The organism is Pseudomonas congelans (assembly GCF_900103225.1).
GTDB lineage: Bacteria > Pseudomonadota > Gammaproteobacteria > Pseudomonadales > Pseudomonadaceae > Aquipseudomonas > Aquipseudomonas congelans.
On record NZ_FNJH01000009.1, the window covers coordinates 177,405 to 185,519 of the forward strand.

Below are 8,115 nucleotides of genomic sequence, written 5' to 3' on the forward strand. Positions count from 1 at the left end.
CACGTCACTTTCAGTCAGCAACGAGCGAATCCATGAGCACCGACAAGACCAACCAGTCCTGGGGCGGCCGCTTCAGTGAACCCGTCGACGCGTTTGTCGCGCGTTTCACTGCCTCCGTCACCTTCGATCAACGCCTGTATCGCCACGACATCATGGGCTCCATCGCTCACGCTACGATGTTGGCCAAGGTGGGCGTACTGACCGACGCCGAGCGCGATACCATCGTTGACGGCCTGAATAACATCCAGGCCGAGATCGAGGCGGGCCAATTCGAATGGCGCGTCGATCTGGAAGACGTGCACATGAACATTGAAGCACGCCTGACCGACCGCATCGGCATCACCGGGAAGAAGCTGCACACCGGTCGCAGCCGCAACGATCAGGTGGCTACTGATATCCGTCTGTGGCTGCGCGACGAAATCGATCTGATCCTCAGCGAAATCACACGTCTGCAGCAAGGCCTGCTGGGCCAGGCCGAGCGTGAAGCTGAAACCATCATGCCCGGTTTCACCCATTTGCAGACTGCCCAGCCGGTAACATTCGGTCACCATATGCTGGCCTGGTTCGAAATGCTCAGCCGCGACTACGAGCGTCTGGTCGACTGCCGCAAGCGTCTCAACCGCATGCCGCTGGGCAGCGCGGCGCTGGCGGGCACCACCTACCCGATCGACCGCGAGCTGACCTGCAAACTGCTGGGCTTCGACGTGGTAGGCGGCAACTCGCTGGACGGCGTATCGGATCGCGACTTCGCCATCGAATTCTGCTCGGCTGCGTCCATCGCGATGATGCACCTGTCGCGCTTTTCGGAAGAGCTGGTGCTCTGGACCAGCGCGCAGTTCCAGTTCATCGACCTGCCGGACCGCTTCTGCACCGGCAGCTCGATCATGCCGCAAAAGAAAAACCCTGATGTCCCTGAGCTGGTTCGCGGCAAGAGCGGCCGTGTGTTCGGTGCCCTGATGGGCCTGCTGACCCTGATGAAAGGCCAGCCTCTGGCTTACAACAAGGACAACCAGGAAGACAAGGAACCGCTGTTCGACGCCGCCGACACCCTGCGTGATTCGTTGCGTGCGTTCGCCGACATGATCCCTGCGATCAAGCCTAAACACGCGATGATGCGTGAAGCGGCGCTGCGCGGCTTCTCGACCGCCACCGATCTGGCCGACTATCTGGTACGCCGTGGCCTGCCGTTCCGTGACTGTCACGAAATCGTCGGTCACGCGGTGAAATACGGTGTCGAAACCGGCAAGGACCTGGCAGAGATGAGCCTGGAAGAGCTGCGTCAGTTCAGCAACCAGATCGAACAGGACGTCTTCGCCGTGCTGACTCTGGAAGGCTCGGTGAATGCCCGTAACCACATCGGCGGCACCGCCCCCGAACAGGTTCGCGCCGCTGTGGTTCGCGGCCAGGAACTGCTGGCCACGCGTTGAGCCTGTCTGCACCCACGCTGGAGCATTGGCACGATGATCGGCCCGGCCCTGATCATCGTTCCCACGCTCCGCGTGGGAATGCCGTTCTGGACGCTCTGCGTCCGCTCCTGAAGGTGCATCGCGGCACAGATGTGTGACGCGGAGCGTCACGACCTGCATGCCAGCGCAGAGCGTTGGCACGATAGTCATCTCAAGGTTTTCATGTTCCCATGCTCCGCGTGGGAATGCGCTTCTGGACGCTCTGCGTCCTATCCTGAGCGTGCGTAGCGCCACGGATATGTGACGCGGAGCGTCACGACCTGCATGCCAACGCAGAGCATTGGCACGATAGGCATCTCAAGGTTTCATCGTTCCCATGCTCCGCGTGGGAATGCGCTTCTGGACGCTCTGCGTCCTATCCTGAGCGTGCGTAGCGCCACGGATATGTGACGCGGAGCGTCACGACCTGCATGCCAACGCGGAGCATTGGCACGATAGTGATCTCAAGGTTTCATCGTTCCCATGCTCCGCGTGGGAATGCTGTTCTGGACGCTCTGCGTCCTATCCTGAAGGTGCGCCGCAGAGCGTCACGAAACGACGGTATTCTCTCGAGTGCCTATGGTTCCTACGACTCTTTCAGCACCTGCCGATTTCCCTCCGGCGCACCCCGCCGCTATCATCCCCGCTTCTTGTGGGGGACTTATCCGATGCTCAATGGCCTGTGGCTTGGTTTTTTTGTCGTGGCGACGATTTCCGCGCTCGTGCAGTGGCTGGTGGGCGGCAACGCCGGCATTTTTGCGGCGATGGTCGAAAGTATCTTTGCCATGGCCAAGCTGTCGGTCGAGGTCATGGTGTTGCTGTTCGGCACCCTGACCCTGTGGCTGGGTTTTTTGCGCATCGCGGAGAAGGCCGGCATCGTCGACTGGCTGGCCAAGGTCCTCGGGCCGCTGTTTCTGCGCCTGATGCCGGAGGTACCGCCCGGCCACCCTGCGCTGGGGCTGATCACCCTCAACTTCGCCGCCAATGCGCTGGGGCTCGACAACGCTGCTACACCTATCGGCCTGAAGGCCATGCGCTCGCTGCAGGAACTCAACCCCAGCAAGACCGCCGCCAGTAACGCGCAGATCCTGTTTCTGGTGCTCAACGCCTCATCCCTGACCCTGCTGCCGGTGACGATCTTCATGTACCGCGCCCAGCAGGGTGCGCCTGACCCGACTCTGGTATTTCTGCCGATTCTGCTGGCCACCAGTGTCTCGACCATCGTCGGCCTGCTGTCGGTCGCGTTCATGCAGCGTCTGCGTCTGTGGGATCCGGTGGTGCTCGCCTACCTCATCCCCGGTGCCCTGCTGCTCGGCACGTTCATGGCCTTTCTCGGCACGCTGTCGGCGGCTGCGCTGGCGGGTTTGTCGTCGATTCTGGGCAACCTCACGCTGTTCGGCCTGATCATGATGTTTCTGCTCATCGGCACGTTACGCAAGGTGCTGGTCTACGAGGCCTTCGTCGAAGGTGCGAAAGAAGGCTTCGACGTCGCCAAGAGCCTGCTGCCTTATCTGGTCGCCATGCTCTGCGCGGTGGGCGTGCTGCGCGCATCCGGCGCGCTGGACTTCGGTCTGGAAGGGATTCGGCATCTGGTGCAATGGCTGGGGCTGGACACGCGCTTCGTCGACGCGTTGCCGACCGCGATGGTCAAACCCTTCTCGGGCAGCGCCGCCCGTGCCCTGTTGATCGAAACCATGCAGACCCAGGGTGTGGACAGCTTCGCTGCGTTGGCCGCCGCCACGATTCAGGGCAGCACCGAGACCACGTTCTACGTACTTGCCGTTTACTTCGGCGCTGTGGGCATTCAGCGCGCCCGCCACGCTGTGGGCTGCGCGCTGCTGGCCGAGTTTTCCGGTGTCGTGGCCGCGATCTTCGTCTGCTACTGGTTCTTCGGCGCGACCGCCTCCTGAAACATTACTGCGCCGGAGCCTGAGGCGCAGACTCTGCGGGTGCTGGCTCTGCAGGTGCCGGCTCGGCAGGCGCAGCTTCCTGCTTTTCCTGCTTCGCCTCATCTGCGGGCGCGGATTCAGGCGTGGCCTCTTCGGCCGAGTCACCGCCCGGCTTGAGTTTGATTATCCGCCCGGTAGGTCGCTTGACTGCCGGCTGGTCGTCGTCAGTGACGACAAAACGCAGCACGCCGATCATCTGGCCGTCTTCGGTCAGCACCCTCACCTGCCAGCGCCCCGTCACGTCCTCCGGGAAGTTCTGTTTGCGCGTCCAGGCGCGATAGCCTTCCTTGCGGCCGCCGTGGATATCCAGCGCGATGCGGTCCATCTCTTCGCCTTCATGCCACCACACATGGTAGATACGCTCATCCAGCCCGCGCGGCGCATTGATGGCGGTGTACGCATACAGCCCGCCGTTGCGCAGCTGTTTGGCGCTGATCAGCGAAATACTGTCGCCCGGCGTACGGTTCTTGTTATCAAAGTCCGGGCTGACCGCCACTTCGGTCAACCACAGCGTCGCAGGCGGCACCCAGGAGCGCAGCAACCAGCCCGCCGCGCCGATGGCCAGAATGATGCTGATCACGGCCAGCGCACTGCGCCAGGTGTTGAGCGGGAAATTCGACATCAGGCTGGGCGCCGATAGCAGCATCGCCACGCCCAGGGCCAGTTTGTAACTCTCGGCGGTGGTCAGGTGCAGGATGATCGGCAGCGCGGTCAGCAGTGCCGCGAACAGCGTCAGGGTGTGCAGCGTCATGAACAGCCAGCGCCTGGGCGCCAGCCATTTGTAGTAGAGGGGATCGATGATCGAGATCAACCCGGCGGCCCCGAGCACCGCAGTGAACACTGCCTGACCACTGTTCCAGGTGGTGGTGATGAAAAAGAACGGCAGCACGAAGAACAGGCTTTCCTGATGGATCATCTGCGTGCCGTAGCGCAGCAAACCCTGCGGAATCTCGCGGCCCAGGGCCTTGTTGAGCAACCCGACCATGGTGTTTTCGACCATCAGCCACAGCCAGCTGATCAGCATCACCACCGCGATCCAGGTTGCCAGCCCCGCCTGGCGATCGACCAGAATGAAACTGGCGATACCGGAAACGAAACCAAACGCTGCAATGAGCCCCGGATAGCGCTGCATCAAGTTGAGCACGGGTGTCACATAGCGATTCACGTCAAGCATCGGAGGGGTCACTCGGTTCTGTTCATACAAAAAACGCGCTGCGTAACAAACGCGGCGCGGAGCCTGCACCCTGGGTGCAGTTCGGCGTCAGGATTCTATTTGCTGCGTGCACGCCAGCGCCACAAGGCCAGCAGTGCGATGAAACCCAGTACCCCGCCAATCAGCCAATACAGACCGTCATAACTGAACAGCGGCTTTTCAATGCGCAGGTAACCCGGCTGGGCAAGCAATTGGCGCATCGCCTGATTGGCCGTTTCCAGCTTCACCGCCTTGATGCGTTTGGCCGGATCCTCGAAGCGCCCGTTTTCATAATCGTTGAGCGCGCTCCAATAGTAGTCGGCCAGCGCGCTATTGCCTTGTGTGGCCCATGATTGCCGGTCAATGGCGAGCTGTTGCAGGCGCGCAAACGTAGCGGGCTGCATGCCTTCTTTTTGCAGACGCTCGACCAGCCCGCGAATGTCGCGTTCGGCTTCTTCGGCATCGTCACGCTCGACATCGGCATTCAGGCTCAGAAACCCGACATCGCCGAACACTTCGCGCTCTGCAGAGGGGCCGTAGGACAAACTGTGTTTCAGGCGCAGCTCAGTGTAGAGCGTCCAGTCCAGATAGGCTTTGACCAGCTCCCAGGTTTCGTCGTGCTGGTCGTCGAGCTGCGGCTCGGGGTAGATCAAGTGCAGCTTGGCGCTCTCGCCCAGCCCGCCGCGTTCAAGCTCGCGTCGCGGTTCGGCCGAGCCGGTGCCCTGCGCCAGTGGCGGGTGGTCGATCGGGTCGGTGGGTGCGAGCTTGCCGTAGGTGCGCTCCAGATAGGCTGGCAACAGCTTGTCCAGATCACCCACCACAATCAGCGTCATGTTGTTGGGGGCGTACCAGTTGGCGAAGATGTCTTCGATGTGCTCCAGCTTGATGCCGTCCACCTCGGGACGTTCGGCGCATTTGAGGCCCAGCTCCACAGCCAGTTGACTGCTGGCGCTGCGCCCGGAATCACGCCGGTCAAGCAAGCGCTGCAAGTGTGAGAAGTGCCCTCCATCTTCACGCTCGACCACGCGTTTGACACCGTCCAGCCGCGCCTGGCTCAGCTCGGTTTTGGTCATGATTTCCAGCAGCAGGTCGAGCACTTTGCGCTGGTTTCGTGCAGGTGCTTCGATCACGAAGGTGGTGTCGGCGTTGCTGGTGAAGGCGTTCCACTCGCCGCCAAGTGCCTGCATGCGCTCTTCCAGACCGCCTTCACCGCTGTCATCCACGCCGCTGAACAGCAGGTGTTCCAGCAGGTGCGGCAGTTCCTTGTCCTGGCACGGGAAATCATCGAAGCCGATACCCACCACCAGGCGGATGGCGACGTGGCCCCTGTCGTAACCGGGTTTCAGGATGACTTGCAAACCATTGGGCAGCAGGTAGCCCTCGACCTGAAGGCGGTCAAGGGCGAATGAGGGGAGTGAACCGAGGAGCAGACAAGCGAACAGCAGGCAACGCATAAAACAGCTTTCCTGGCGGGCCGGTATGTTTAACAGACTTCACCTCCGCCCTTACGTTCATAGTGATCTGTCGCCCTCGGCCTCGCTCGACAAGGCGCCGGTGTCGGCGGTTTCCAGTACCACGTAGGCGCTGCTGCAAAACAGCGAGTTCAGACGCTTCATGTCGGCAATCAGTTCCAGGTGCAGCGAACTGGTTTCGATGCTCTGGACCACCTTGTTGCGCAGACGGCTGACGTGGGCGTGCGCCAGGCGTCGCTCCTCTGCCCTGAACTGGCGCTTCTCGCGCAATAACTGACGCGCGCTTTCGTGATCGCCGCTGAGGAACACCGAAAGGCCCAGACGCAGGTTCGACTGCAACTGGATCTGCAGATCGGCAAGCTCTTCAAGACCGACTTCAGAGAACGACCGGCGATGCGCCGTCTTCTGCTGCTGGATCTTGCGCAGCATGCGCTCGATCAGGCCGCTGGCCAGTTCCAGGTTGATGGTCAGCTCGATGATCTCGGCCCAGCGCCGGTTATCGTGCTCGCCGAGGTCCTCACGCGGCATCTGCGCCAGGTACAGCTTGATCGCGCTGTACAGCGCTTCGACGTCGTCGTTGAGACGCCGCACTTCCTGGGTCACCGCGGTCTGTGTCCCGCGCAGCACCGCCAGCATCGAGGCGAGCATGCTCTCGATCAGATCGCCCATGCGCAGGGTTTCACGCACCGCATTGGCCAGCGCAAGGCTGGGCGTGGACAGGGCGGTCAGGTCCAGGTGACGCGGTTTGGCCAGGCCGCCGACTTCGTTCTGTTGCGGCAGCAGATACGAGCACAACCGCGCCATCGGGGCCACGGTTGGCAGCATGATCAGGCAGCGCACCGTGTTGTAGAGCAGGTGAAAGCCGATGACCAGTTCCTGTGGGCGAAAGCCCAGCGTGTCGATCCACGCAACCAACGGATCGAGCACCGGAAAGATCAGCAGCAGGCCGAGCAGTTTGTACAGCAGACTGCCCAGCGCCACCTGCCGCCCGGCAACGTTCTGCATGCTGGTACTGAGAAAGGCCAGCAGACCGCTGCCGATGTTGGCGCCGATCACCAGGCCGATCGCCACCGGCAAGCCAATGACTTCAGTACCCGCCAATGTCGCCGTCAGCAGCACTGCCGCGAGGCTGGAATAGGAGATCAGCGCGAACATGGCGCCCACCAGCGCATCCAGCAGCAGGTCGCCGGTCAGCGACGCGAACAGCACCTTGACCCCTGCAGCCTGGGTGATCGGTGCGGCGGCCTCGACGATCAGCTGCAAGGCCAGCACGATCAGGCCCAGGCCTATACCGACCCGCCCCAGTTGACCGGCACGGGTCTGCTTGCGCGACAGGAAGAACACCACGCCGAGGAAAATCAGCAACGGCGATAGCCATGACAGATCGAAGGTCAGTACGCGGGACATCAGGGCAGTGCCGACATCGGCGCCGAGCATGATCACCAGCGCAGGCGTCAGCGTCATCAACCCCTGGCCGACAAACGACGTCACCAGCATGGCGGTGGCATTGCTGCTCTGCACCAGCGCCGTCACCAGAATTCCAGCGATGAACGCAAGCGGTCGTTTGGACATGTTTTGGCTGAGCACACGACGAAGTTGTGTACCGTAAACACGAAGGATGCCAGTGCGCACGATATGCGTGCCCCAGATCAGCAGGGCGACGGCAGACAGCAAATCGAGCAGGGTCAGCATGCGAAAAGCCCCCTGAGGTTTGCCCATACAGGCGATGAATTGAAAGATGCAGCGTGTAGCGAGCGGGGATGGGTGAAACGCTCTACTAAGCTTTTAGTCGGCCATGGGCCTTGGCGCCAGCATCGCACAGCGCGGATTTCATTGAAATAAAAGTGTCATAAATCAACACTCCATTCGCATCACGCTCCTCATCCTCCAGCTTGGAATGCAGTGCTGAACACGCTGTGTAAGGTCTTGAGCATAACGCATGGATGGGTGACGCAGAGCGTCACAGGTCTGAGTCGCACCGTCTGTTCAGGATAGGACGCAGAGCGTCCGGAACGGCATACCCACGCGGAGCATGGGTACGATGAGTGTCCTTGAGA

At 61.5% G+C, this 8,115-nt stretch carries 5 protein-coding genes; 2 read left to right on the top strand and 3 right to left on the bottom strand.

All coding sequences use genetic code 11. The features are described 5' to 3' along the window. The first annotated feature begins 32 nt into the window (after positions 1-32). On the top strand, positions 33-1,427 hold the full coding sequence (gene argH / locus BLR20_RS23435) for an argininosuccinate lyase (protein ID WP_010433435.1): 1,395 nt from the start codon (positions 33-35) through the stop codon (positions 1,425-1,427). A 686-nt stretch (positions 1,428-2,113) separates the two neighbouring features. Then, entirely contained in the window at positions 2,114-3,355 is a 1,242-nt protein-coding gene (locus BLR20_RS23450; protein WP_032611313.1) for a nucleoside recognition domain-containing protein, read from the top strand. Between the two features lie 4 nt (positions 3,356-3,359). Here the strand turns inward: BLR20_RS23450 and BLR20_RS23455 are convergent, their stop codons facing one another. From BLR20_RS23455 to BLR20_RS23465, 3 genes are all read right to left on the bottom strand, one after another. Then, positions 3,360-4,568, bottom strand: a complete 1,209-nt coding sequence (locus BLR20_RS23455) for a DUF5924 family protein (protein WP_054993404.1) — start codon at positions 4,566-4,568, stop codon at positions 3,360-3,362. Positions 4,569-4,663: 95 nt separating this feature from the next. Further along, positions 4,664-6,040 (bottom strand): M16 family metallopeptidase, encoded by a 1,377-nt coding sequence (locus BLR20_RS23460; protein WP_010433856.1) that lies wholly within the window; start codon positions 6,038-6,040, stop codon positions 4,664-4,666. A gap of 57 nt (positions 6,041-6,097) precedes the next feature. Further along, entirely contained in the window at positions 6,098-7,750 is a 1,653-nt protein-coding gene (locus tag BLR20_RS23465) for a Na/Pi cotransporter family protein (protein WP_010433858.1), read from the bottom strand. Positions 7,751-8,115: the final 365 nt, after the last annotated feature.

What these genes read in the sequence shown, in the direction of transcription:
- argH (WP_010433435.1), top strand. Translation starts at nt 33, where the DNA reads ATGAGCACCGACAAGACCAACCAGTCCTGGGGCGGCCGCTTCAGTGAA.
- BLR20_RS23450 (WP_032611313.1), top strand. Translation starts at nt 2,114, where the DNA reads ATGCTCAATGGCCTGTGGCTTGGTTTTTTTGTCGTGGCGACGATTTCC.
- BLR20_RS23455 (WP_054993404.1), bottom strand. Translation starts at nt 4,568, where the DNA reads ATGCTTGACGTGAATCGCTATGTGACACCCGTGCTCAACTTGATGCAG.
- BLR20_RS23460 (WP_010433856.1), bottom strand. Translation starts at nt 6,040, where the DNA reads ATGCGTTGCCTGCTGTTCGCTTGTCTGCTCCTCGGTTCACTCCCCTCA.
- BLR20_RS23465 (WP_010433858.1), bottom strand. Translation starts at nt 7,750, where the DNA reads ATGCTGACCCTGCTCGATTTGCTGTCTGCCGTCGCCCTGCTGATCTGG.